The following is a 22,669-nucleotide window of genomic DNA, read 5'->3' on the forward strand; positions in this document are numbered from 1 at the left end:
TACAGGCTACATTGCCCAACCACGTTTAAAGTGAGTTACGGGCGAGAAAATAGAATGGTTGCCTCGATATGAGCCGTATATTGCAGATATTTATATCATCAATAATGATATTACAGGCAACCCCGGCGTAAAAACGGTAGTATAGCCTTATAAAAAGCACGGCATTGCTCAGGAACAAAGCGTTTGTTAAAATTTTCTCGTCGGGCTTGCAGGCCCTTGCCGTGCAGGTGCTTGGCAGCGTTTTCTTTTACCTCATTTCGGTTTATTTAAGTAAGGAGAGTTTTGGGGCTATCAGTTGGATGAATGCCTTGTCAATTTTTATTACCACCATTTTGGGTTTCGGACTGGAACAGGTGGTAGTAAGGCGGATCGCAGCTTCCGGCCGGTCGGATTGGGCTGCTGCTGCTTTTCTGTTTCATGCTGTCGCAGCTTTCTTTGCAGCATTGCTCTTATTGATGCTATTGAGCATGCTGGCTAAGGATCAGGTAGACCTGTATAAAACACTCCCCTGGTTTTTTGTGGCGCAAGGCCTGCTGTTTATAGGCATCCCCCTAAAACAATACCTCAACGCTAAGGAAAAATTTATGCCTTATGGTGTTATAGCCATTATAACCAACAGCGCGAGGATTGCCTTAGCGTTATGGCTGATCAATAATCGCCGGTTAACGGTAAATACTATCATTATTACTATGATCTTTACCGCCGCTGCCGAATGGTTAGCTCTTCTAATCTATATAGTCACCAAAACCGGCTTTAGTTTTAAAGTCCGGTTCCGGGCCTATATAAAGCTGCTGAAGGAAGCATCGGCACAATATATATCCGTGATATTTGACATGAGCCTTTCGCGTATGGATTGGCTGCTGCTGGGTTTTATGGCCAGTAAAACTGTGCTGGCCGATTACAGTTTCGCCTACCGGGCCTATGAATTATCGCGTTTGCCCATGCTCATTATCGCCCCGGTTATTTTGCCCCGGCTTGCCCGTTTTATGGCCGCTAAAGCCAGCATTCAGTTTGAAGAACAGGTTGACGCTTTAAACCGGGTGGAGTTGTTTGCCGCGGTATTGATTACGCTGGTGTTAAATATATTATGGACACCGGTAGTTGGTATGATAACCGGCGGGAAGTACGGCGCTACCAACGCAACCGAATTTTTAATCCTTTCGGCTTGTATCCCGTTACAATTTTTTATCAACCTGCTATGGTCGGTTAGTTTCAGCGCAAAAAAATATAAAACGGTTTCAGCTATTACCGTAAGTTGTGCCCTGGCTAATATCGTTTTAAATTTAATAGCGATACCCTTGCTTGGCGGGATGGGATCGGCTTTGGTATTTTTATTTACTAACCTGCTGCAGGCATTTTTATATTACCGGTTGGTTAATAAAAGGTTAATGAACATTCGCCTTTTTGCTTTCGCTTTTTTTGTGGTTGCAGGCCTCCTTGCCTGGTTTATTACTGGAGTGATAAACGTTCATGTTATATTGAGGCTTTTGCTGGCCATTGCTATTTATGTAGCGGCAGTGCTGCTATCCAAACAAGTTAGTAAAGTTCACCTCCAAAAAAGTAAACAGTTTTTAGCCCGATGAATATCCTTTACCTATGCGATGAGTACCCACCCGGTCGGCACGGCGGTATCGGCACCTATGTGCAGCTTATAGCCCGGCAAATGGCGAAGCAGGGCCATAAAGTTATCGTAGCAGGAATATACAGCATCGGTTATGGGGGCGATGACCGGTTTATTGATGAGGGTGTAAAGGTATACAGGTTTAGATGGTTAAACGGCGGGGCCTGGGCAAACGACAGGCAATCGCTTTTAAGTAAACTTACCAACCGGATTTTGCAGGAGACGGGCGTTATTGAGAACTATATAAAGCGAAGCCTCTCCCGATACGGGGCACAACTGGAGCGGATTATATGCAATGAGCAGATTGATATCATCGAAATGCCTGATTATAATGATTATATCCGCTTTTGTAAATCACATGTGCCCTTTCCGCAACTATCCGCACCCGTTGTGGTGAAAATGAATGGTACTATTACCTATTTCAATAACGAAGCAGGGCGGACAGTAAAACCACACATCATTAAAACGGAACAGGCTATTCTTAACCAGGCAAAAGCTGTAAGTAGTGCCAGCCGTTATACTGCCGAAAAAAGCGCCTGTTATTTGAATTACGAAAAGCCGATAAAGGTATTATACAATGGTATTGATACCAACCCCATGTTGAGTGATAAACCGCGGGATCTGTCGCAGGTGGTTTTTACCGGTAGCCTGGTGCGAAAAAAGGGGATTTATCAATTGGCAAAAGCCTGGAACATCGTTAAGCAAATGATGCCCGGAGCCCGTTTGCTAATACTTGGTAAGGGCCGACAAAAAGATGTTGTTAGCTATTTAAGCGATGAAGCGAAAGGCAGCGTAACATTTAAAGGGCACGTACCAGCCAGGCAATTGTATGATATTTTAAGCAGTTCGGCTATCGCGGTTTTTCCTTCCTATGCCGAGGCTTTCGCTTTGGCGCCACTGGAGGCTATGGCTTGCGGCACGGCGGTGATTAATTCAAACCGTACATCAGGACCAGAATTGATTGATGATGGCGTAGACGGTTTGCTGATCGATCCTGATGATATCAATCAACTGGCACAAGCCATTTTACGTTTATTAAACAACACTCAACTTTGTGCCGGGCTTGCCAAAGCCGGAAATAAGAAAGTAAAAACTCTTTTTGATATAGATATTATTGCAAGGGAAACGCTGGAGTTTTACGAAGAGGTGTTGAGGGGTTAAAATAAGTTTGGTGTTCAGTTTATGCGCTTAAACCCGTTCAACCACCAGGTCATTCCGGTAAACATTTTCTCCGGTAGCCGGCTTTGTTTCGTATTGTTTCAGATATCTGTATTTGAGCCTGGTATTTTTGTAGCTAATCCGGGCTATGGCGAGGCCTTCGGCTCCATCCAAAAAGCCCAGGCGAACAATGTAATTTCGTACAAAACCAAACAACGCCGAAAAGTGCAGTTTAAAAAAGGTGGCCTTTTTGCCTGCTTTATAATACTTAGCCGCGCTCAGCCGGGCATAATGAACGGCCTTAGTATCAAAATCATCAGTATCAGTAACTGAGTGATGGTGAAGGTAGCCGTTAACTTTGACAATTTTGGCGGCAGGCGGCAAAACCAACGTTTCATGAACCTCGGTTTCGCTCCATTTAACCAAAGTACGGTTAAACAAACGCGGGTGATGATCATTGCCCCAGTTGCCATACCTGATGAGCTTTCTACCGAAGTATGATTTGAAGCGGATATCATAAACCACGTTCGGGTTATCCAGCTTTAAATGGTGTATGGCTTCAACCAGTTCATGGTCGGGCACTTCATCAGCGTCTAAGCTCAGGATCCAGTTGTGCCGGGCTTTAGCGATGCCTTTATTTTTATTAGCCCCGTAGCCGCTCCAGTTTTTTTTATAAACACGGCAACCTAAGTCGGCCGCTATTTGCGGGGTGCCGTCGCTGCTATCGTTATCAACTACAATAATATCATCTGTAATGAGGCAGGCCATTTTTATGCAATTGGCAATAAAGGCTGCTTCGTTTTTAGTAATGATCACAACAGACACGGGTACCATCAGCAACAGTATAAAGTATATAAATTACAAGCCCGGCTTCGCGTGCCGGTTATAAAGTATATCGTTGATCCATTGCCTGTGGTTGCCTCCTTGTTTAAATTGTTTTAGGATTACACTAATGATCATGAATACTTTTTACCTGTTTAGGAGTTTACAGAATTATAAAATTTTCCGATTAGATCTTCGGGTCGGGAATGATTCAGTTAATTGAAAAAATCTGTGAATTCTGATTCAGACATTCTGCCTGTTCCAGGCATCAAAATTTATCAGCTTATCCGCAACCTGGTTTTTACAGGCAGGGGTAGGGCAAACAATAATCCAGCTGTTTTTGGTTTGTTCAATAACCGGTCTGGCACCGCAAATTTTACAGTTATTAACAGGGATGTTAGGGTTGATCTGAATACTCATAATTTGGCTTCGGCAGGATTGGCTTATTGGTGATAACTACGATATAAACCTGCCTGCGGTTGCCTCCCGCAGTAAAATAAATTTATTCCTGAAAGTTCTTTGTCACATAAGGTTAGTTAAAGCGCGATTTAGATGGTTTTTAGGTGGAATCTCTGTAAATAAGAAGTTTACGGAGCGATAAAAATATTTTGTGTTTAAGGCAACCTTTTGATATTTAATGCCGTGATGTGGGTATATAAAATTAAATTTATACGTTTGGTTACGGTTTATTGACCCCATGGGCGAAGAAGAGTTAAATCAACTGATTAATGGCTGTGTAAAACAGGACAGGAAATGTCAGAAAATGCTCTATAAGGCGTTTTACGGCTTTTCTATGGGTATTTGCCTGCGCTATGCCGGTAACCGCGACGAGGCAGCCGAAGTAATGAATCAGGGTTTCATGAAGGTGTTTACTCACATAGACCGGTTTGATACGACGCGGCCTTTTAAAGCCTGGCTGGGGCGCATCATGATGAATGTGTCCATTGATTATTACCGGGCCAACCTCAAAATGGCTTATACCGAAGACCTGGAAAAAGCCGAAGGGATGAGTGAGGGTGATTTAACCGATAATAATTTAAATTATGAAGATTTGCTGGCCATGATCCAACAGTTACCCCAGGCTTACCGCACCGTGTTTAACCTTTTTGCTATTGATGGTTACTCGCACGAGGAAATAGGGGAGATGTTGAATATCAGTCCGGGTACATCTAAATCAAACCTGCATAAGGCAAGGCATAAATTAAAACAAATGATATTAAAAGCAGAGGAAACTGCTAATAAAACCAATTACAACAGGGGTATGGATTTTAACCCGATAGTGGCTTATAACGGGATAGATGTTCGGAGTACTTTTTTAAATAACGGGATAAGGGGATGAAAAGCGAAGAGGATTTAGATAAGTTATTTAAAAGGTCGATGGAAGACCCGGCTAATCATCGCGCGTTTAACGAGGACGACTGGGACGCCTTTGAACAAATGTTTGATGCGGGCAAAAAGCGCCGTGGTATTGTTTATTGGTTACCCTTGGCCGGTGGCATAGCAGCTATGTTATTGCTGGCTTTAGGCTGGTGGTTTTTTGTTAAACCGGTAAAAACCATTGATAATGGTCAGATGCAGACCGGTGTAAAACCAACTGTAACCAAGCCGGCAACGCCTTCCGTAACAAGAGGCGGCGATATATCGCAACAGCCTCAAGACAGCACTGCGAACACTGATCAGCGGACTCAAAACATGGTTGTAACCAAATCGCAAAAAGATTCTGCGCGGAATTTGCAATCGCGCGGCAGGCAGCTTGCCTTAGGGGAAAATAGGCAACACACTTACGGCAATAAACAGTTGGCGTTAACCACAACTGCTCGTAGTGGTAGTAACAATATGGGCGGCAAACGGGTCCCTGCCAAAAACACCCATAGTACCGATAGCCTGGAAAATAAGGCGCAAATGGCTGGTATTGGTCCGGCTCGTGGTACTTTCGCGTATATGTTGGCTAATCAGGGTTACTCACTTCACATAACCCAGGTGCCGATGTCTTCGCCGGATTTTAAAACACAGATCGATATTCCTACAACGGCCCCAAATCCGGATAAACCTGCAAAAAAAATGACAAAACAAAGCTTGGGTTACCGCCCTCAATGGGCTGTTACCGCGCTGGCTTCTTCGGACGTAAACGGTACCAATACCTTTCAGGGTAAAGTCGGGAGTAATTATGGCGCCTTGTTATCATTAGCTGCAACCAAAAAGTTAACCATAACAAGCGGCGTGGTTTATTCTTCAAAACCTTATACCACAAGTTTTGCCAACTACAATACATCGTATGTGTTTAAAAATCAACCAACCGATGTATTGGCCGACTGTAAAATGCTGGATATCCCGATCAATATCGCTTACCAGGTTTATGGCAACTTTCGTAACAAGGTTTCGGTAGGTACGGGCTTGTCATCGTACATTATGCTGCACGAAAAATATACCTTTACTTATGCGGGCTATGTTGATCCTGAATCTCCGCAAAATTATACAGTGCCCAACAGTAAAGGCTATTACCTGAGCATATTAAACCTGAACGCCACCTATGAGCACCGGATTAATTCAAAATTTGGAATAAGTGTGCAGCCGTACATGAAGGTGCCGCTTTCGGGTGTTGGCTATTCAGATTTAAAACTGCAGTCAACCGGTGTGGCTGTGGGTGTTACGTATAATATCAATGCTTTCAGAAAACCCTGATTCGGCGTAAAACAATCGGAATGCTTATCTTGCGGCACATTTACCCGTACCAGATAATTCAATTCATGAAAAAGCTGCTGTTTTTTATACCCATATTATTTATTTTTTCATGCGCTAATGATAAGCTGCAGCAAATAGAAAATAAGAAACTCAATAGTCTCGCTGTCGATTATGTAAAGCTTGGTTTAACCATAGGGCAGTACGACGGAGATTTTGTAGATGCCTATTACGGCCCCGATTCTCTAAAACCTAAAACGGAATTATTACCCCATAATTTCCCTAAGGATAGCCTGCTGGCTACTGCTAACAGTATTATGAATGATTTGAGGCAGATAGCACATGCCTCAAAAATTGATACTAACAGGATGAGGGCTAACTGGATGGCCGATCAATTGATCGCTTTTAGCAGGCGCATCAGGATTTTTTCGGGTGAGGAACGCCCGTTTGATGAAGAATCTATCGAGTTGTTTGGCGTGGCGGCACCTGTTTATACCGACGATTTTTTTAAAAGCCGGTTAGCTTTACTGGATAGCATTTTGCCGGGCAAGGGCAATGTAAATGACCGTTTTCAAAAACTGGCCAATAAATTTATTATCCCTAAAGATAAGCTGGACCCTGTTATTAAAGCGGCCATAGCCGAAGCCCGCAAACGCACCCTGGCGCACTATAAATTGCCCGCCGGCGAAACTTTTACGCTTGAATATGTTACCAACAAGCCCTGGTCTGGCTATAACTGGTACAAGGGAGGCTATAAAAGCACCGTGCAGATCAATACCGATTTAAAGGTTTTTATTGACCGTGCTATTGATGTGGGCAGCCATGAAAGTTATCCCGGCCACCATGTATACAACATGCTGCTTGAGAAGAACCTGTATCATGATAAGGGCTGGGTAGAGATTTCATTATATCCGTTGTTCAGCCCGCAATCGCTTATTGCCGAGGGTAGCGCCAATTACGGTATTGAAGTCGCGTTTCCGGGTAATGATAAAATCAACTTTGCAAAAAACGTTTTGTTGCCGCTGGCCGGTTTAGATACTGCGGGCGCCGCGCTTTATTTTAAAGCCCTCGCCATAAAAGGCACACTTAATTACGCGCGCAACGAGGCTGCCCGGGGTTTGATTAACAATACCATGAGCAAGGATAAGGCGCTAAGTTACCTGCGTAAATACTGTTTGATGAACGACGAAACCGCTCAAAAATCACTCAGCTTCATAAAAAAATATCGCAGCTATGTAATTAACTACAATTACGGGCAGGATTTGGTAAAGAATTATATCGAAAGTAATGGCGGTACTGCCGGTAATGCTGCAAAAAGATGGGAGTTATTTGGCAAGTTGCTGAGCCAGGAAGTTGAGCCGGTTAATTTGGTGAAGAAGTAGAGATTTCAGTGCAAAGCTGCTAAAGGGTTGTATAATTGTGCTATTCTTCGGATACCGCACATTTATGCAACCCTCCGTTTTTTGTAACAATTATTTTGCCTTGCTGAGCACCGTAAGGGTGGTGATAATGACAGCAATACTGTTAATAAACGTGCCAAGCTGCTATGACCGAAAGTTATATTTACTGTAGCATTATTGGGCAAATTCCTGATAGCGCTGCATCGCTTCAATAAAATAGTAATCGGCGTAAGTTAAAGGTACATCAATTTCGGTGCCTGCCGGGAAATGCCCAACGCTGTGCTTTAAGATAAAGCCCCCGTTGGTGTTCAGATCAGCTTTATATTTTGGGGATGATAAATTCCTGATGATGGTTTGCCCCACATTGAAATACTCCTGCCCATCTTTTTTATCAACGTAACGGCAAAGCTCCAAAAGGGCAGAGGCCATGATGGCCGCGGCCGAAGCATCGCGAAGGGCATTCGGAATATTGTTGGCATTATAATCCCAATAGGGGATTTTATCTGCAGGTAAATTAGGGTTACTCAGTAAAAAATGAGCGATGCCCTTTGCCTGGTTCAGGTATTTTTTGTCTTTGGTTTCGCGGTACGTTACCGTAAAACCGTACAAACCCCATGATTGCCCGCGGGCCCAGGCCGATTCATTAGCAAAACCCTGGGCTGTTTTCTTTTCTTTTACGGCGCCTGTTTTTGGATCGTAATTAATTACGTGGTATGAACTGAAATCGGGCCGGTAATGGTTTTTGATGGTGGTATTGGCATGGGCAACCGCTATTTTATAAAAACTCGAATCGCCGGTTAATTTGGTAGCGTTAAAAAGTAGCTCGAGGTTCATCATGTTATCGATGATTACCAAAAAGTCATCGGGTTTGGAGTTCCATGAAAGGATACAGCCAACATTTGGGTTAAACCTGGTTGATAATGATTTAGCGCTATTGATTATGATTTCTTTATACGCAGGTTTCGGTTCGATACGGTTGGCATTGCCAAAGCTGCAATACATCATAAAACCAAGGTCGTGGGTAGTTTTATTAAACTGCTCTTTTTCCAGCCCTTTTAAATTATGGTTGGCTTGCGTAAGTAAAGCGGTATCTTTTGTTGCCTCGTATAGCTTTAATAAAGAGCCTGCGTAAAAACCGCTGCACCACCAGCCGGAGTTGCTGGTTTCAAATTGATCTTTATCGGGGTGGTAAGTTTTGGGGAACCGGCCATCAGTAAATTGTTTAGCCATGTACTTATACTGGATGTCGGCATCAGCAAAGTTTTTTTTGATCGTCGCTAAAACATCTTTTTTCGGCTTAAAAGTGTTTTGGGCAAGTACCGCCGAACTTATAAAGGTTAAAAACAGGGCCAAAAACGGCAATCGCAGGTTTTTATATTTCATGGCTATTGTATAACTGGTTTGCATGCTTCTACAAACATGCTTGAGGTTATAAAAGTGCAGATTTTACCTTTATAAAAACAAGCGGTTCAATCCGGAGCGGCCATATTTTTCTACTACAACGATATAGTATGATGATTGTGCCGACAGCGTTTGCAGATTACCGGCCGGCACAATCGTTATAAACAAGCAGTTTTCTTTATGTTAATGAAAAGCGCTGCTTCATAATATCATTAATCTGTTGCAACGAGTAATTACCGGCCGGGCTCGGTGCCGAATGAAACTGCACATGCGGCCAGTCTTTAAATGAGGTCCAGAGGCCGCCGGCGGTTAAGCCCAGTTTTTTTGCCTCGTTAGCATAAACAACGTAGCCGTTGTGCCCGTTTACAACCTTCGATGTGGACCATTCTTCATGTCCGTTCACAATCCATACACAGTCAATAGCTTCGCCCCATTGGTGCCATGACATGCCAGGGATTGATTTGGTAATTTCGGGCCCATCATGCGGCCCCGCCTTAATAATGCAATCTGCAAGAAAAGGTGCTCCGTGAGCTTGCAGGTATTCTATCTTTTCGTCAATCTGGGCTTTAGTACGTGACTGGCGCCAGTATAAACCCTGTTTAACCGGAGAACGTAAGCCCTCGTTAGGACGCATTTCGTAACCCAAAGCAGCACAGTTTGCTAAAAGCTGAACAACTTTGTCTTTAAAGGCAGGTAGTAATGAATCTAATAATGACATGGCTTGGTGTGTTAAAGGTTGTGAATGGTTATTGTAAATTTTAATAAGTTTAAGTTGATATAAATATACCAACACAAGCCTTATTGATCAACCCGTTAAAACACGGTATTTTTGCGGGTAAATCAATATAAATAACAAACGCTTTTTTTACACCTTAACCTGCCACTACGCGCCTGCCGGCTGCACATCATAACGATTAGCCAGTATTAAACTGATGTTAGCTGTTAAAGGCTTAATAAACTGAGCTATCTTACTAAAAGCCAATTCAACTTCAGCTTCATTAGCCGGGTCGAAAAATAGTTCTTCGGTGGTTTCAAGGTGCTGATGATCACCGCTAAGCAATTCTGCTACGAGATAAATTCCCGGTGTGTCATGCTTAACGCCGCCATGGTTGGGTTCTGTTTGCGCGTTTATGGAAAGCAACAGGCCGTAGTCATCCTCCGAACTGTTTTTCAAAACCGAAATCTCCAATACCAGGCAAAACGCGCCGTTGTCGCTGTAGCATTGCTGCGTGTACTGGGTTTTAATCAGATCCTGAAAATCGGTTTCGGCTTTTAACCTCACCTGTTCGTATAATTCAAAAACGCTTTCAAACAAATCCATAGTTAGCTTTTTATTCTACAATCCAAAACAAACATAGCTATCTCCCGACTTACTTCCAATTTTTCCGCCGCCGCAGGCTATCACAATGTATTGTTTACCATTAATGGCGTAAGTGGCCGGGGTTGCATAACCGGCAGCCGGTAACTGCGCTTCCCAAACCACTTTGCCGGTACGCTTATCAAAAGCACGGATTTTTTCATCTTTGGTGGCGGCAATAAATACCAAACCACCTTTGGTAACCAGCGGGCCGCCATAGTTTTCGGTACCGGTAACCGGTGTGCCTTTTTTGCTTAATTCGGCATATTCCCCCAGGGGTACTTTCCACAGTAATTTGCCTGAGGTTAAATCAACAGCATTCAATGTTCCCCAGGGCGGTTTTATACCGGGGTAACCATCTTTATCCAAAAAACGGTTGTAGCCGTTCATTGCATAGGGCACTTCATCAACCACTTTCCTCTCCAGTGCTGAGCTAACCGCCCGCTTATTTACGGGTTCTTTATCAATGTGTTTAGTGGCAGCAGCACCGGGAATTTTGAGGAGGAAAGCCAGCAGGTTCTTTTTATCTGTAGCCGAAATTTGTTTAAACGAAGGCATCATGTTGCGCCCATTGGTAATAATACCGTTTAACTGCGCGGCGCTATACTTTTTACCGATGTTTACCAGCGACGGATAGGATGTTCCGTTACCTTTCAAACCGGCGCCGTGGCAACCGATACAATTGGTGTTGTAAACTGTATGTCCCATAGCCTGCGGCGAATTATCATTTACCGGGGTTTTAGGTACATCTATCATCACCTGCGCCCAGGGTATTTCCGAGCAGTTTACGTACAGTATTTTTGTTTCGGGATCAACAGCCGCACCTCCCCATTCGCCGCCGCCGTCAAAACCGGGGAAGATCCAGCCGCCTTCTTTAGCAGGAGGGGTAAACATAACACGATTTTTAACCCGGTTATATTTCGCCAGCATTTCGGCATGTATTTCGGGGTTACGGTCTGTTACGTCTTCGGGGTTAAACATTTGCCGGGCAAATGGCTGCGGCAAGGTTGGGATTGGTTGTGTAGGCCAGGGCGCTTCACCCGGCAGGGCTTTGGTGGGTACAGTTTTTTCCTCTATCGGAAAAACAGGCTTTCCATTGGTCCTGTCGAATAAAAAAATATAACCGTGCTTGGTAATCTGTGCCACGGCATCAATCTTTTTACCGTTTTTTACGATGCTTACCAAATTGGGGTTGGCAGGCAGGTCGCGGTCCCACAAATCATGATGTACCACCTGGAAATGCCATTTCAACTTCCCGGTAGCGGCATCCAGCGCCAGTAAGGAGTTACCGTACAGGTTCATCCCTTTACGGTAACCGCCGTAAAAATCGCCGCCGATAGAGCCCGTAGGTATATAAACTATTCCCCGCTTTTCATCAAGTGCCATGCCTGCCCAGCTGTTGGCCCCGCCAAACTTTTTATATGCGGTAGTGTCCTGCCATGTTTCATAGCCCGGCTCGCCCGGTTGCGGGATGGTATGAAAAATCCATCTCAGTTTCCCGGTACGGGTATCATACGCCCGCACATGCCCCGGTGCGGCATCGGCCGATTCGGACACGCGCGTGCCTGCAATCAGCAGATCCTTGTAAACAACACCGGGTGTGGTGCCTGCCACAAACGATTTGGTATCGCGGCCGAGATCTTTGGTTAAATCGATATAGCCCTTGTTACCAAACGACCGAACCGGATTGCCGGTTTCTGCATCAATGGCCCATGTTTTAGCGCCTACGCTATAAAAAATTCGTTTCTCGCCCCCATTATTGTTTTGCCAGTAAATTACGCCCCGGCTTACCTTGTAATAAGCCATAGGATCGCCGTTATTGGTGGTGTCATCTTTTGCGGGATCGAAAAGCCACTTCTGTTCGCCGGTAGCCGCGTTTAGGGCAAACAACTTCAGTTTAGGGCTGGTACCATACAAAATGCCATCAACCATAATAGGGTTACACTGGTTTTGGCTGAGGTTAGCCGTGTCTTTATCGTGCGTGCTGTAAACCCAAACCTGTTTTAGCTGCCCAACATTAGCCTTTGTAATTTCCTGATTTGATGAATACCGGATTCCTTCTTTTGATCCCGCATAAGCCGGCCAGCCGCTGTAAGGTTCAGTTTGGGTTGAATCCTGCTTACAGGATGCATAAATTAATATCGCGAAGCAAAGCAATGGGAGCAGTTTAATTTTCATCGGTTAAAAATTGGTTTACAGAACGCAGAGGAGCGTTAACTTAATTTGTTATAAAGCTATTATTTATCTGATTAAATACAAGACCGCAACATGCATTCAATAAAAAGCCATAGCCCGGGTCAGGACTATGGCATGGCAGCTATAACTGTGGGCGAATTATTGGTTAAGCCCGAATGATTCCCAGCCCGAAGCCGTAGTACGTGTACAGGTCATGGCTTGTGTGCCATTCTCGCTCGAAACAAATTTGCCGTTGAAGCCCTGCAGCGTTATGGTACCATCGGCATTTACGCCCCAGGTAAATTTTTCCCAGTCGCCGGGCGTAGTGCGGTTACAGGTAATGGCCTGCGTACCGTTTTCTGATGACACATACTTACCCATACTGCGCAGGTATACTTTACCGTCACCGGCATCAAGTACGGTAAAATGCTCCCAGTCGCCCGCTGTGGCGCGGGTGCAGGTCATGGCCTGGGTGCCGTTTTCGCCGCTTACATATTTGCCGTTAAAACCTTTAAGTGAAATCACAGTGCCTATGGGCGGGTTATTTGACGGTGGGGGCGTTGTGTTTCCGCCACCAACATTATAGTGTGTATAGGTTGTAAAACCCAGAAAAGTGTTGTCGGCAGGCGCATAAACCGGGGTTGCATTTCCGTTTACGGTGCGCAGGGCATTCATGTTAGATGTGCCGTAGTGATGATAGGCAACCTCCAGACCCGGATAAACCGCGCTTGAAGTTGAGCAATAATCGCAGGTAATGTTTTGAAAAAAAGAGCGGTACATGAAATCGTACCCCGAACTGATCCTGTTTGACAAGGCGGCGTAAAGGGAATTGTCTCCCTGCATCAATGCTATTTCGGCAGCGAAGGTGAAACCTGTTAGCGAGTATTGATAATGTACGCAATCGGTACGGTCGCATTCTTCGGGCATGGTGCCGTCGGTATTGATCATGGCCGGCAAGGTGATATTGAGCTGGTTTTCGCCATCGTTAAACACAGTTGCGCTGTTTAAAAACACCCCTACAGCCATTTTTGCATAACCTGCCGATACATTCCAGTTGTTATTATAGTTGTAACCATAACCGCCGAAAGTATGATTGATATAGTTATCCTTAACGTTGTTGAGGTAATTGGTAAACGTGGTAATTTCTGAAGCGGCCCAGTTGGCAGATACGCCTCCCGGCTGATAGTAACGGATGATCTCGGCGGCGGCGACAAAGCTTGGTGTTGTCCACGAAGCCTCAAGATCTGATTGATGCGGGTTGTCTGAGGCATCGATAGGCGCGTAGTTTTGAAAAGTAGATGCCCAGCCGTTCAGGATAAACTTACATTTATCAGACCACTGGGTATCACCTGTTTTGGCAAAGCGTAAAGCCAGCGCGTAAGCAAGGATTGCATCTTTTCTGATCTGCGATTTTGAGGGACTGGTATGCCCGTTAGATCCTACATATACCGTAGAATAAAATTGCGTAGGCATTGGGTTGTTGTTAATAAAATCGATCACTTTTTGGTAAGCTGCAGTGCGGGAGGCGTCGCCGCTGTTTACCTGGTTGCGTATCAGATCAAGATTGGCCGCAGTATTTAATACACCCGGGTGCACAAACGAGGTTACCGAGCGGGTTACCGTAGTTTTTTCGGTATTTGCGGCAAACGCTTTAGTGCCCAATGATGATTTTTTACACTGTGTGAAAATTACAGCCGTGCCTGTGAGCAGCATAAAGCACAGCCTGTAAAAAAAGTTGCTTCTTTTCATAAAATGGTAATATTTGGTTTATAAGATGTAGTTAATTGCTAAGGCGTTATTTCTCCGGCTTATTCCGAGGGGGCAGGATTACAGGAGAAAACAATGATGGCTGAAAACCAACGTGTTCAATAATCCAAAACTATTGAACCGGGTGAATAGAATATAGCTTTTGAGAGAATTTATTTACTACAACGTTTTAGTAACTTATTGATGTATAGTTGCTTAACGCTTAGTGTAAGGCGGCTGAAAACGACACTCATAATAACCATCGTAGCCGGGAAAATGAAATTTTAAGATGAGAAAAAAAGCGTTGTAGTGTTGTTTTAGAGGAGAAATGCCGATCATCATCATACGGGTTCTCCTGATTTTAAAACAGAGTTGTATTGATAAAACAAAATACACATCAGCTATCGTAATTTTAATATTGGTTTAACCTGATAATTGTTAAGTTTGAATATATTGAAGTTAAACCTGTTAATTATGGGCAAGTTTTTTAACGAGATACTTGAACAGCATAAGGATTTTGTGGCGCATCAAAAAATCTTTTTCGTAGCTACAGCGCCAATGCTCGCTAACGGGCATGTTAACCTGTCGCCGAAGGATAATGCCAGTTTCCGGGTACTTTCAAATACTAAGGTGGCTTATCTGGATATTATTGGTTCGGGCAATGAAACAGCCGCGCATCTGTTAGATAATGGCCGCATTACCTTTATGTTCTGCGCTTTTGACGGCCCCCCAAATATTCTGCGCTTTTACGGAAAGGGGAGGAGTGTGCTGCCCGACGGGAATAACCAGGAATGGAATGATCTGGCTCCTAACTTTGCAGGCCATATTGCCACACGACAAATTATTGTGGCTGATATTGATTTAGTACAAACATCCTGCGGCTTCAGCGTACCCCTTTACGATTATATTGGAGAACGCGACTATGCTGTAAAATGGGCCAAAACCAAAGGAGAACAAGGGCTGGCCGACTATAAGCAACAGAAAAACCGGATTAGCTTGGATGGGTTACCAACGCCCTTGTATTAATGTAGCGTATTTAATACATGCTTATTAGTTAAACACTAAGGCATTTGGTTTTTGTAAAAAAAAGATTCAAACATTTCTGTTGCTTTATAGTTATAAAATCGTTTTATCAGCATAATTATTATGTTGCAAATACTGCGAATTTTATAATATTTGCAACACCAAGATCAACCTATGTTTGAAATTACTCAATCAAATGAGAAGGAACTGCTTATGCAGGTTGCCGAGGGTAATGAATTTGCCTTTCGCCGCCTGTTTGCAATTTACCACCAGCGTTTAGGTATGCATATTTTCCGCATTACCCAATCAACCGAATTGGCCGAAGAAGTTGTGCAGGATGTGTTTCTGAAAATTTGGATGAGCCGCGAAACGCTGTCGCGCGTAGATAATTTCAAAGCCTATTTATTTGTTATTTCAAAAAACCATGCGCTGAATTGCCTGCGCAAAGTTGTTAAGGAACAGCTTTTGTTAAAAAAACTCGAAGCATCAAACATGGTGCCCTTTAAAACTGACAGCCAGGATGCTGATCAATATTATAATTTAATTGATGAAGCTATTGATCACCTGCCCCCGCAGCAGCAAAAAGTTTACCTTATGAGTAGGCATAACCGTTTAAAATATCACGAAATAGCCGATCAGATGGAGCTTTCGCGCGAAACCGTGAAAAAATACCTGCAGATTGCTACTACTTCAATAAAGGATTATGTGCATGAGCACATGGATGCTATCGCGCTTATTTTGGGCATCATTCAATTTTTTTGTTTTTTTTAAAAAAACGATACCCCCTTTTTTATCCGGTTGGTGTCATGTAAATGAGTTCTGCCCCAAACTCAGGTAGCCAATTATACTACAGCACTGCGAAAAACACTTACTATGAGCGAACTTTACGTTAGGCTTAACTATTTATTCGATAAATACTACAAAGGCATTGCTACGCCCGATGAACGTGATGAGCTTTTTGATCTCATCCATTCATCTGCAAACGATGTCGAACTTGCCGCGCTCATTCAACAGGCCTGGGATAATTCGGGAGAAGAAACGACGCTTTTTAGTTTTGAAAAAAGCCGGGATATGCTTGATCATATTTTAAAAGAACAGGCACCGCAAACCGAAATTTCTGGTGGACGCAATAACAGCTCGCAGTGGAAGAAATTGGGTGTGGCCGCTTCATTTTTGATTTTGGTTGGCTTGGGGGCCTATATTTTTCACAGCCAGAAAAAAGCCGTAGTATCAAAAAAAGATATAGCGCGCAATCAGCCCAAAAATGACGCGTTGCCCGGTGGAAATAAAGCTATACTTACACTGGCCAATGGTAAAACCATTACGCTTGATAGTGCCCGAAATGGTTTACTGGCCCGGCAGGGCACAACCCGGATAAACAAAACCCGTAACGGGCAACTCGTATATAACACCGAAGGCGAAACAACTACCACGCCGCAGATTAATACCATAAGCACCCCCCGCGGCGGGCAGTACCAGTTGATTTTGCCTGATGGGAGTAAAGTTTGTCTCAACTCGGCGTCGTCATTAAGTTTCCCGACATTTTTTACCGGTAAAACACGTGATGTAAGTATTACCGGCGAAGCCTACTTTGAAGTGGCTAAAAACCATAATATGCCTTTTTTGGTTAAGAGTAACCAAACCACTATAGAGGTATTGGGCACCCATTTTAATGTAATGGCTTATAATGACGAAGCCGAAATGAAAACCACCCTGCTTGAGGGCGCTGTAAAAATAAATAGTGGCGGTGAAAGCGGTGTTTTAAAACCCGGGCAGCAGGCCGTACTAAACAAAAAGGGAAGGATGAAAGTGCTGAACGATATAGATGTAGATGAGGTAACAGCCTGGAAAGACGGCATTTTTCAATTTAACGGCATCGGGATCGACGCTATTATGCGCCAGGCCGTACGCTGGTATGATGTTGACGTGAGCTACGAGGGAAAAATACCCCAACGCCAATTTACCGGTCGGATATCGCGCAATGTAAAGGTATCGCAATTGCTCAATATGCTGAGTTACGCCGGTGTAAAGTTTAAAATTGAAAATATGCACATCACAGTGCTGCAATAACCGCTATATAATAACCTACTATATTAAACAACCAATTGTTAACAATTTAAACAACCCTATGATGGAAGAAATACCCAAAACAAGTTAGCCGCAGCGTTTGGGATCATACTGGTAAAACGGTTTACTGAGTGCATAAACACGCTTTTTGAACCTCATTTACCACGATAAAAAAACCGGGGAGTATTCGCAGTACTTCCCCGGCGTAATGATCTGGGTCCCAAAAAAGTACAATCGATGAATTGAAAGTTAATGTTTAACCCAAACTCTACAAACTTATGAATTTTAATTCTAAGGCCACGCCTTTGGCATGGCCTCAATTACGCAAATTTATATTGGCCATGAAGCTAACTGCCTTTATTATAATTGCGGCCCTTGCCCATGTAAGCGCCAAAAGTTATAGCCAGATAGTTACCTTGCACCAAAAAAACTCCACCGTTGAAAAAGTACTCCGCTCGATAGAAAAACAAACCGGTTATCACTTTATGTATGATAAGCAGGATGTTGCAAAAGCCGGTGCCATCAACATCGAGGTTGCAAACGTATCTATTCAAATTGCGCTTGATCAATGCTTTAAAGATCAGCCGCTTACTTACAAAATTTTTGATCAAACCATTGTTGTAAAGAAGAAGGACGAGCAGGCTGTTACCCAGGCAGCCGTTGATCCGGTTAAAATTACAGGTACGGTAAGCGATGCCAAAGGACCGCTTCCGGGGGTTACCGTTAAGGTGAAAGGCACGAACGTTGGCGTACAAACAGATATCAATGGTAAATATAATATTACTGCGCCCGATGGCAACGGTACCCTGGTATTTACATTTATCGGTTATACAGCCAAGGAAGTTCCTATTGCGGGCAAAACCCAGCTTGACGTTACCTTAGCCGAAGAACCTAAAGCATTGAGTGAAGTTGTAGTTGTTGGTTATGGTACAGCCAGAAAAGTTGATTTAACCGGCTCGGTTGGTAGCGTAGGATCAAAGGAACTCCAGGAGCGCCCGCAAACCAACCTTGAACAGGAACTTGCCGGTAAAATAGCCGGCGTTAACGTATCCGTTAACTCGGGTGCGCCGGGCGGCGACACCAAGGTACGGATCCGCGGTTACAGCTCTATCAATACCAATACCGACCCGCTTTATGTGGTTGATGGTGTTGTTTGGACAGAAGGTGGAAATTCCATTAATCCTAACGACATCGAAACTATTAACGTACTGAAAGACGCTTCTTCTACCGCCATTTATGGTACCCGTGGCGCAAACGGTGTAATCCTGGTAACCACCAAAAGAGGCAAAAAAGGTGATGGTGTAGTTAATTACGATAGTTATGTGAGCGTAAGCAATATGGCAAAGGAGATCCCGGTGCTAAACTCAAAGCAGTTTATGGAGGTAGAGGATCAGTCGTATGCCAATATTCAGAAATACGACCCTGCCGGGTGGGCGGCCGGTAATTATGCAAGCCGTAACCCTGTATTACAACGCACCGCGTTAATAGGCAAATTGTTTGATAAAAACCTCAATCCGCTGTATGATGTTGACTGGCAGAAAGCCACAACCCGTTCAGCTGTTAGCCAGAACCATAACCTGAGGTTTACCGGCGGGACTGAAAAACTTACGTATGGTTTATCTCTCAACTATGTTGATGACGAAGGTATCATTATCAATAGCTTCCTGAAACGTTATAACGCACGTTTAACGCTCGATCATCAAGTAAAACCGTGGTTGAAAGTAGGGGCTACCCTGAATTATAACTACCAGGAGGGCCGTAACCAGGGCCAGGGTACAGGTGGTAATAACATTCCCCGTATGTTGATTGAGATGGTTCCTTTTATCCCGATCAGGTATCCGGATGGCACTTATGGTAAACGTACCGACTATCCTAACCTTGAGGGCGGTGATAATCCGGTTGCGCAGGCCAACGAGATCCAGTCGCTTACTAAAAACAGGATTTTCAGCGGCAATACTTATGCCAACATCTCCATTTTACCAGAGTTAGAATTCCGTACAGTGGTTGGCGTTACAACCGCGGCAAACTACTTTCCAAGTTTCAACTCAAGCCTGGTGGGCGGTTCACTTATTGACCAAAGCTATAGCAACGCTTCTATAAGCGAAAACAACAATACCTTTTGGCAATGGCAAAACTACTTTACCTATAATAAAACCTTCAATAAGGTACATTCGTTAAATGTAGTATTAGGTGTTGAGCGGCAGAATTTCGCGCAGGTAGGCCTTAGTGCTTCAACCAGTACGCTGTCTGACGATTTTTACCAGTATTATAACCTCGGTGCGGGTATTGTACCCGGCCGCCCGGGCTCAAACTATGATGCATGGCAAATGCAATCATTTTTTGGCAGGTTGAACTATAGCTACCACGATAAATACCTGTTGACAGTAACCGGTCGTGAAGACGGATCGTCGCGTTTTGGTACCAATAAAAAATATGGTTTTTTCCCTTCGGCAGCATTAGCGTGGCGTGTATCGCAGGAAGATTTCCTGAAGGATAACAAAACTATTTCCGACTTAAAAGTAAGATTAAGCTATGGTTTAACCGGTAACTCAGAGATTGGTGAGTATCGTTCGCTGGCCAATATCAGCACTGTAAACTATGTGTTTGGCGGCGCGCCGGCCGTAGGTACCAGCCAAACCTCTATCGGCAACGAAGACCTGCAGTGGGAAAAAACCCGTGAGTACGATTTGGGCTTTTCACTGGGTTTATTCAACAATAGGTTAAACATTGAGGCAGATGCCTACCTGAAAAAAACGCAGGCCTTATTGCTTGATGCTCCGCTGCCCGAAACAAGTGGCTTTAGCAGCGTTTTGAAGAATATCGGCAGCATCCAGAACAAAGGTATCGAGATTACCATTAATGCAACACCGGTTCAGTCGGCGGATTTCAGCTGGAATACCGCTTTCAATATTTCGTTCCTTAAAAACAAAATCCTTAAACTGGGCGCGTCAAACGATGATATCTTCCTGGCGCCAACGTTCCTTTCGCAGTTTAACTTAATGCGCGTAGGGTTACCTGCGGGAAGTTATTATGGTTATAAAGTATTAGGTACCTGGGGCACTGCCGAAGCCGCCGAGGCTGCTAAATATGGCTTGCTTCCCGGCGATTTGAAAATTCAGGATACCAATAACGATGGTAAGGTTAATGCCGATGATAAGGTGGTACTTGGCAAATCTATTCCGGATGGTTATGGTACATTCAGCAATAACTTCCGTTATAAGCATATTGATCTGGGCGTAGATCTGCAATTTAACTATGGAAACCAGATTATGAACCTTACCCGCCATTCGGGCCAGGACCGTACCGGACAAGCGAATAGTTATGCTACCGTATTAAACGCCTGGACACCAACAAATCAAAATACCAGCATTGCACAGTGGAGACCAGCTTATGTGCGTTATCAAACCGAGATCTACTCAACCAAAGTGGAAAGCGGAAACTTTATCCGCGGCAGAGCGGTAACTCTGGGTTATACTTTTGATGATAAACTGGTTAAGAAAATAAAACTAAGCCGCCTGCGTATTTACGCGCAAGCTCAAAACCTGTTCCTGATCACCAAATATACCGGTTATGATCCGGAGGTTTCAACTTATAACGGGTCGAGCAACTTTACCCAGGGTATCCAGTTTTATGATTATCCAAAACCACGTACTTTCCTGTTGGGCTTAAATGTTAGTCTTTAATTAATGTTAAAACGTACAGTTATGAAATTTAATTTTAGAAAATATAGTGCAGGGGCTTTTTTACTTATCCTTACTGTTGCATTAAGCAGCGGATGTAAAAAATACCTTGATGAAAAAAATAAAGGCAACTTTGTTAAGAGTAATTATTTTCAAAGCGCAAACCAGGCACAAACCTTTGTTAATGGTTTATACCAGGTAATGTACTTTTTTCAAAATGGCGATGCCTATGGTGAAAGTCCGTTTATCACGATGGAATTGTTTGCCGGGCACGCCACCTCGTTAGGGCAGAGCGTTAACAACGGTAACGTGATCAATCAGCGTACCGATCCTGTTAACCCAGGCTTTGAAACTGTATGGTCAAATTGCTATAAGGGCATAGCCAATGCTAACCTTGCCATTGAAAATATCCCCGGCATTAGCCCGATGGATGAAGGGTTGAAAAAGAAGCTGATCGGCGAGTCTTATTTCTTTAGGGCATTTTATTATTATCATTTGGTACGTCTATACGGCGATGTTCCGCTGATATTGCAGAGCCAAACAGTTAACAGCCCGGATTTATATCCTTCAAGGTCGCCGGTAGCTGATGTTTACAAGCAAATTATTGCCGATTTACAGGCGGCTGAAGCTTCAGGAATGCCTAACACTGATGCAACAGGTCGTGTATCATTAGGTGCAGTTAAAACCTTGTTGGCAAGCGTATACTTAACTACTGCCGGCTTCCCGCTTAAGCAAACAGAAAACTACGCCAAGGCAGCTGAAGAAGTGAAGCCTGTTTTGGATTGGTATTCGCTATTCCCTAAATATGCTTACCTGCATGATAACGCGCATAAAAATCAAACAGAATTGATTTTCCAGATCAATTACCTTGCAGGTACATCAACCAACGCCATAGCGCAGTTAACTGTACCGTTTAACCTGTTGGTTGGCGTATGGGGCGACCACCTTGGCGCTATGATCCCTACAAATCAATTTGTGGCCAGCTATGAGGCGGGCGATTTGCGTACCCAGGAAAGGCAGTTCTATTTTTCGAAATATCCTCAAAGCGACGATACCACTAAAATTATCAACTTTGGTGTGCATGCGCTTTACAAATATTTCCATGTGGAAAGCTCGGTTCCCAATACCGCCATCAGCGGCAAATGCGATGAAAACTGGACACTGCTGCGTTTGCCCGAAGCCCAGCTGATTTATGCTGAAGCATCGAACGAGGTTAACGGGCCAACCGCCGATGCCTATGCCGCTGTTAACGCCATTCGTACCCGTGCTCAGTTGCCTGCTTTAAGTGGGTTGTCAAAAGATGCTTTCCGCCAGGCCATCTGGAGAGAACGTTACCATGAGCTTGCCTACGAAAACAAGGCCTATTTTGACATGCAACGTACGCATATGGCTTATCTGCCGCAATCAAACAGTTTTGCAGATCCTACTGCATCGCAAACCGAACAAGGGGTAACCTTTAAAGCACAATATTACCTGTGGCCTATTCCGCAGCGTGAGATCAGTACAAACAATAAGCTTACCCAAAACCCCGGTTGGTAAT

At 44.0% G+C, this 22,669-nt stretch carries 17 protein-coding genes; 10 read left to right on the plus strand and 7 right to left on the minus strand.

Annotated features, from left to right (window positions below; all coding sequences use genetic code 11):
* Positions 1-164 precede the first annotated feature (164 nt).
* Positions 165-1,583, plus strand: a complete 1,419-nt coding sequence (locus LX99_RS07005) for an oligosaccharide flippase family protein (RefSeq protein ID WP_170122651.1) — start codon at positions 165-167, stop codon at positions 1,581-1,583.
* On the plus strand, positions 1,580-2,782 hold the full coding sequence (locus LX99_RS07010) for a glycosyltransferase family 4 protein (protein ID WP_109607211.1): 1,203 nt from the start codon (positions 1,580-1,582) through the stop codon (positions 2,780-2,782). Before LX99_RS07005 ends, LX99_RS07010 begins: the two co-directional genes overlap by 4 nt.
* A 27-nt stretch (positions 2,783-2,809) precedes the next feature.
* Here the strand turns inward: LX99_RS07010 and LX99_RS07015 are convergent, their stop codons facing one another.
* Both LX99_RS07015 and LX99_RS25595 read right to left on the minus strand, forming a co-directional pair.
* Entirely contained in the window at positions 2,810-3,613 is an 804-nt protein-coding gene (locus LX99_RS07015) for a glycosyltransferase family 2 protein (protein ID WP_109607212.1), read from the minus strand.
* Positions 3,614-3,844: 231 nt separating this feature from the next.
* Positions 3,845-4,021: a hypothetical protein gene (locus tag LX99_RS25595; protein WP_022829832.1), complete on the minus strand. Its 177-nt coding sequence runs from the start codon at positions 4,019-4,021 to the stop codon at positions 3,845-3,847.
* 277 nt (positions 4,022-4,298) lie between these two features.
* On the opposite strand from LX99_RS25595, the gene LX99_RS07020 reads away from it, so the two are divergent.
* The 3 genes from LX99_RS07020 (at position 4,299) to LX99_RS07030 (ending at position 7,662) form a co-directional block, all read left to right on the plus strand.
* On the plus strand, positions 4,299-4,940 hold the full coding sequence (locus LX99_RS07020; RefSeq protein ID WP_109607213.1) for an RNA polymerase sigma factor: 642 nt from the start codon (positions 4,299-4,301) through the stop codon (positions 4,938-4,940).
* The gene (locus LX99_RS07025) at positions 4,937-6,283 is read left to right on the plus strand and encodes a porin family protein (RefSeq protein WP_109607214.1); all 1,347 of its coding nucleotides are present in this window, start codon (positions 4,937-4,939) and stop codon (positions 6,281-6,283) included. The genes LX99_RS07020 and LX99_RS07025 overlap by 4 nt, the downstream gene beginning before the upstream one ends.
* Before the next feature lie 65 nt (positions 6,284-6,348).
* A complete protein-coding gene (locus LX99_RS07030) occupies positions 6,349-7,662 on the plus strand; it encodes a hypothetical protein (protein WP_109607215.1) in 1,314 nt (437 codons plus the stop codon).
* A 192-nt stretch (positions 7,663-7,854) separates the two neighbouring features.
* Here LX99_RS07030 and LX99_RS07035 read toward each other — a convergent pair whose 3' ends face one another.
* The 5 genes from LX99_RS07035 to LX99_RS07055 all read right to left on the minus strand — a co-directional run bounded on the left by LX99_RS07035 (position 7,855) and on the right by LX99_RS07055 (position 14,362).
* Entirely contained in the window at positions 7,855-9,063 is a 1,209-nt protein-coding gene (locus LX99_RS07035) for a glycoside hydrolase family 88 protein (protein WP_109607592.1), read from the minus strand.
* Positions 9,064-9,259: 196 nt separating this feature from the next.
* Complete coding sequence (locus LX99_RS07040; RefSeq protein WP_146203075.1) at positions 9,260-9,799, minus strand: M15 family metallopeptidase; 540 nt, start codon at positions 9,797-9,799, stop codon at positions 9,260-9,262.
* A gap of 165 nt (positions 9,800-9,964) precedes the next feature.
* Complete coding sequence (locus LX99_RS07045) at positions 9,965-10,402, minus strand: hypothetical protein (RefSeq protein WP_109607217.1); 438 nt, start codon at positions 10,400-10,402, stop codon at positions 9,965-9,967.
* A gap of 15 nt (positions 10,403-10,417) precedes the next feature.
* Positions 10,418-12,616, minus strand: coding sequence for an outer membrane protein assembly factor BamB family protein (locus LX99_RS07050; RefSeq protein WP_109607218.1), 2,199 nt, complete (start codon positions 12,614-12,616; stop codon positions 10,418-10,420).
* Positions 12,617-12,772: 156 nt separating this feature from the next.
* Positions 12,773-14,362 carry an alginate lyase family protein gene (locus LX99_RS07055; protein WP_109607219.1) on the minus strand — a complete coding sequence of 530 codons (1,590 nt, stop codon included), beginning with the start codon at positions 14,360-14,362 and terminating at the stop codon, positions 12,773-12,775.
* A gap of 471 nt (positions 14,363-14,833) precedes the next feature.
* Between LX99_RS07055 and LX99_RS07060 the strand changes: the two genes are divergently transcribed.
* The 5 genes from LX99_RS07060 (at position 14,834) to LX99_RS07080 (ending at position 22,668) form a co-directional block, all read left to right on the plus strand.
* On the plus strand, positions 14,834-15,385 hold the full coding sequence (locus LX99_RS07060) for a pyridoxamine 5'-phosphate oxidase family protein (protein WP_109607593.1): 552 nt from the start codon (positions 14,834-14,836) through the stop codon (positions 15,383-15,385).
* A 171-nt stretch (positions 15,386-15,556) separates the two neighbouring features.
* Entirely contained in the window at positions 15,557-16,153 is a 597-nt protein-coding gene (locus LX99_RS07065) for an RNA polymerase sigma factor (RefSeq protein ID WP_022829819.1), read from the plus strand.
* A 102-nt stretch (positions 16,154-16,255) separates the two neighbouring features.
* Positions 16,256-17,452, plus strand: a complete 1,197-nt coding sequence (locus LX99_RS07070; protein WP_109607220.1) for a FecR family protein — start codon at positions 16,256-16,258, stop codon at positions 17,450-17,452.
* 275 nt (positions 17,453-17,727) lie between these two features.
* Entirely contained in the window at positions 17,728-21,132 is a 3,405-nt protein-coding gene (locus LX99_RS07075) for a TonB-dependent receptor (protein WP_109607221.1), read from the plus strand.
* A gap of 21 nt (positions 21,133-21,153) precedes the next feature.
* Positions 21,154-22,668: a RagB/SusD family nutrient uptake outer membrane protein gene (locus tag LX99_RS07080; RefSeq protein ID WP_109607594.1), complete on the plus strand. Its 1,515-nt coding sequence runs from the start codon at positions 21,154-21,156 to the stop codon at positions 22,666-22,668.
* Position 22,669 lies beyond the last annotated feature (1 nt).

The sequence above is a fragment of the Mucilaginibacter oryzae genome, assembly GCF_003148845.1.
Taxonomy (GTDB): Bacteria; Bacteroidota; Bacteroidia; order Sphingobacteriales; family Sphingobacteriaceae; genus Mucilaginibacter; species Mucilaginibacter oryzae.

Excerpts from the sequence above, each read along its gene's own strand:
- LX99_RS07060 (WP_109607593.1), top strand. The coding sequence starts at position 14,834 with ATGGGCAAGTTTTTTAACGAGATACTTGAACAGCATAAGGATTTTGTG.
- LX99_RS07030 (WP_109607215.1), top strand. The coding sequence starts at position 6,349 with ATGAAAAAGCTGCTGTTTTTTATACCCATATTATTTATTTTTTCATGC.
- LX99_RS07080 (WP_109607594.1), top strand. The coding sequence starts at position 21,154 with ATGAAATTTAATTTTAGAAAATATAGTGCAGGGGCTTTTTTACTTATC.
- LX99_RS07045 (WP_109607217.1), bottom strand. The coding sequence starts at position 10,402 with ATGGATTTGTTTGAAAGCGTTTTTGAATTATACGAACAGGTGAGGTTA.
- LX99_RS07075 (WP_109607221.1), top strand. The coding sequence starts at position 17,728 with ATGAATTTTAATTCTAAGGCCACGCCTTTGGCATGGCCTCAATTACGC.
- LX99_RS07035 (WP_109607592.1), bottom strand. The coding sequence starts at position 9,063 with ATGAAATATAAAAACCTGCGATTGCCGTTTTTGGCCCTGTTTTTAACC.
- LX99_RS07040 (WP_146203075.1), bottom strand. The coding sequence starts at position 9,799 with ATGTCATTATTAGATTCATTACTACCTGCCTTTAAAGACAAAGTTGTT.
- LX99_RS07015 (WP_109607212.1), bottom strand. The coding sequence starts at position 3,613 with ATGGTACCCGTGTCTGTTGTGATCATTACTAAAAACGAAGCAGCCTTT.
- LX99_RS25595 (WP_022829832.1), bottom strand. The coding sequence starts at position 4,021 with ATGAGTATTCAGATCAACCCTAACATCCCTGTTAATAACTGTAAAATT.
- LX99_RS07010 (WP_109607211.1), top strand. The coding sequence starts at position 1,580 with ATGAATATCCTTTACCTATGCGATGAGTACCCACCCGGTCGGCACGGC.
- LX99_RS07020 (WP_109607213.1), top strand. The coding sequence starts at position 4,299 with ATGGGCGAAGAAGAGTTAAATCAACTGATTAATGGCTGTGTAAAACAG.
- LX99_RS07025 (WP_109607214.1), top strand. The coding sequence starts at position 4,937 with ATGAAAAGCGAAGAGGATTTAGATAAGTTATTTAAAAGGTCGATGGAA.
- LX99_RS07055 (WP_109607219.1), bottom strand. The coding sequence starts at position 14,362 with ATGAAAAGAAGCAACTTTTTTTACAGGCTGTGCTTTATGCTGCTCACA.
- LX99_RS07070 (WP_109607220.1), top strand. The coding sequence starts at position 16,256 with ATGAGCGAACTTTACGTTAGGCTTAACTATTTATTCGATAAATACTAC.
- LX99_RS07065 (WP_022829819.1), top strand. The coding sequence starts at position 15,557 with ATGTTTGAAATTACTCAATCAAATGAGAAGGAACTGCTTATGCAGGTT.
- LX99_RS07050 (WP_109607218.1), bottom strand. The coding sequence starts at position 12,616 with ATGAAAATTAAACTGCTCCCATTGCTTTGCTTCGCGATATTAATTTAT.